This window comes from Mesorhizobium sp. M4A.F.Ca.ET.050.02.1.1 (genome assembly GCF_003997725.1).
In the GTDB taxonomy this organism is placed as follows: domain Bacteria; phylum Pseudomonadota; class Alphaproteobacteria; order Rhizobiales; family Rhizobiaceae; genus Mesorhizobium.
Genome location: NZ_RZSG01000869.1, coordinates 1 through 2,414, shown reverse-complemented (window position 1 = coordinate 2,414; position 2,414 = coordinate 1). Strand labels below are relative to the sequence as shown.

At 61.2% G+C, this 2,414-nt stretch carries 3 protein-coding genes and 1 pseudogene; all 4 read left to right on the top strand.

Features of this window, described 5'->3' with window-relative positions:
* Window positions 1–212: 212 nt before the first annotated feature.
* The 4 genes and pseudogenes from EOA33_RS32425 to EOA33_RS32410 all read left to right on the top strand — a co-directional run bounded on the left by EOA33_RS32425 (window position 213) and on the right by EOA33_RS32410 (window position 2,271).
* Complete coding sequence (locus tag EOA33_RS32425) at window positions 213–905, top strand: MIP/aquaporin family protein (protein WP_127407479.1); 693 nt, start codon at window positions 213–215, stop codon at window positions 903–905.
* A pseudogene (locus EOA33_RS41045) lies at window positions 902–970 on the top strand (arsenate reductase (glutaredoxin)); the annotation flags it as partial. The gene EOA33_RS32425 and the pseudogene EOA33_RS41045, both read left to right, overlap by 4 nt.
* A 74-nt stretch (window positions 971–1,044) precedes the next feature.
* On the top strand, window positions 1,045–1,308 hold the full coding sequence (locus EOA33_RS32415; protein WP_127407478.1) for a hypothetical protein: 264 nt from the start codon (window positions 1,045–1,047) through the stop codon (window positions 1,306–1,308).
* Window positions 1,309–1,695: 387 nt separating this feature from the next.
* A complete protein-coding gene (locus EOA33_RS32410; protein ID WP_127407477.1) occupies window positions 1,696–2,271 on the top strand; it encodes a hypothetical protein in 576 nt (191 codons plus the stop codon).
* The last annotated feature ends 143 nt before the right edge of the window (window positions 2,272–2,414 follow it).

The window sequence follows — 2,414 nt, the reverse complement described above, 5'->3', positions numbered from 1 at the left end:
GATCATCCTCGCAGCGCCCGTTCGAACAGGAGCAAGGCATTCGGCTGCGGAAACGCCTAGTCGAAGGCGAATCGCGGGGTCAAGCTATGTCACCGCTTGGCCCGCCAAAAAGGATCAGCACTTCCCGCCAGTAACGCGCAAGTCCTTGTTATGCACCCCACGCTGTTCGTCAACGCTGCGCTGATGGCGCAATCAATCCCGGCAGGAACAAGATGACAATCTTCGATCTGCCGCGCCGGTTTGCCGCCGAAGCCTTGGGCACTGGCCTCTTGGTCGCAACGGTCGTCGGCTCCGGCATCATGGCCGAGACGCTGACGCATGATGTGGGGCTGGCGCTGCTCGGCAACACGCTGGCGACCGGCGCTATGCTGGTTGTCTTGATCACCATCCTCGGGCCGCTCTCCGGCGCCCACTTCAACCCGGCCGTCTCGCTGGTGTTCTGCGTGAACCGGACGCTGCCGGCCCGCGATCTTCCGACCTATCTGGTCGCGCAGTCGGCCGGCGGCATCGCCGGCACGGTCGCAGCGCATCTGATGTTCGCTCTGCCGGTTCTGGAGATCGCGACAAAGTTGCGTGCCGGCCCCGCGCAATGGTTCTCCGAAACGGTCGCGACGTTCGGGCTGGTCGCTGTCATTCTCGCCGGCCTTCGGTTCGAGCAAAGAGCCGCGCCCTGGCTGGTCGGACTCTACATCACCGCCGCCTATTGGTTCACCGCGTCCACATCCTTCGCCAATCCTGCCGTCGCGCTGGCGCGCTCGCTCACCGACACGTTTTCCGGCATCAGGCCGGTCGATCTGCCGGGCTTCATCGTCGCCGAACTGCTCGGCGCCCTGATTGCGCTTGCGCTGATGAGTTGGTTGTTGCGCCCCGCAATCATTCAGCAGCCTCTGAAAGCAAAGCCATGACCGTCACGATCTATCACAATCCCGCTTGCGGCACCTCGCGCAACACACTCGCTATGATGCGCCAGCGGCGAGGAGCCGGTGGTGATCGAATAGTCGCCATCAGCTTTGACGACACACACCCCACAGTGGCGTGGGGGCCATGGCTGAGAGCATTCTCCTACAGCGACAGACCCCGAAGCTTATCGTAGTCACCGCCTTCGATAGGGACCGGGAGGGTAGCCTCCAGCCTGTTTATGGGCCAGCCGAGCAGCAGTCCGAGCACCGGGCCATCAGGGCCGCACGGGCGCCGGCGGGAAAGCATGCCTGGGTCAATCGCATGGTCGCGCGCGGCCGACCGTCGATAGGGGAGTACGGCGAGCCGACGACGCTCTTCCTGGGCGGCGACGTACCGGACATGGAGTAGCGGAGTGTCGGAGCCCAGCCGCTGGGTTTCTTTAGGGCTCCCATCGAGTACGTAGTGACATTTCGGCGTGCTGGCTTATAGGCTTCGGTGTTGCGGTTGGAAATCAATCGACTGCCACCGAGGAATTTTTCGCATGCCGGCCGACAATCTGCCCTTTTCTCGTCGCCACGGATTCGGGCTGGAAGAGCCACAAATATCGGTGCGCTATGAGGCTCCCAGCGAACTGAGATTCGCGGTGCTGGCACTGGCCCGAAGAGGCGGTCTGTCCGATGGCACCCTCCTGAATCTGCTGACGCAAGTTTTGTTGGCCCGCCTAAAGGCAATTGGTCGCCCAGCTACATCGAGGAAGAGGTAAACGGCCTATTCCGTGCCGCTGGTTGGCCCAGCGTGTACGACTGCACCGAGTCCATCTATCTCAGCCTTATGAGCCTCCACGAGATGAAATGGACAGACCCTCCCGCACACGAATGGTTTGAGCGCGAACTCAACGTCTTTTTCCGGCAGCGCGGGATCGGTTGGCAGATGGCGGGAGGACGCGTAGAGTTTCGCGGGCCGCAGCCTCTTGAAGCAGAAATCTCCGCCGCAACCGGAATGCTGAAAGCCACATCGCGGCCGACAGCCGCCCGAGAACTCGCGGAGAGCCGTCTAGCCCTCTCTCGCCGGCCAAACCCTGACGTAACAGGCGCAATTCAACATGCCCTGGCATCTCTCGAATGTCTCGCAAGGGACGTGGTGGGAGACCCTCGCGCAACTTTAGGCGACCTCATTAAGCGCAACCCCGACCTTTTTCCCAAGCCCTTGGATGAGGCGATGCACAAGCTATGGGGCTATGCGTCCGAGTTCGCGCGACACCTACGCGAAGGGCGAGACCCCGACCTTTCTGAGGCTATTTTCATTGTCGGGTTGGCCGCCTCGGTCGCGTCCTTCCTTTTGGAGCGCGAGCAACCGGGACTTTCTGCCTAATGGTGCTGACCCATGAAGTTGAAAATGCTGCGGGCAACTGTGAGCCGCGTTGGCCCTGAAAAGAACTCTTTGTTTTCAATGCTGGGGTGCCGCTCTTTGAGGGACTTCAATCCTCTCTGCCAGCATTTTTCAATCTGTTACAT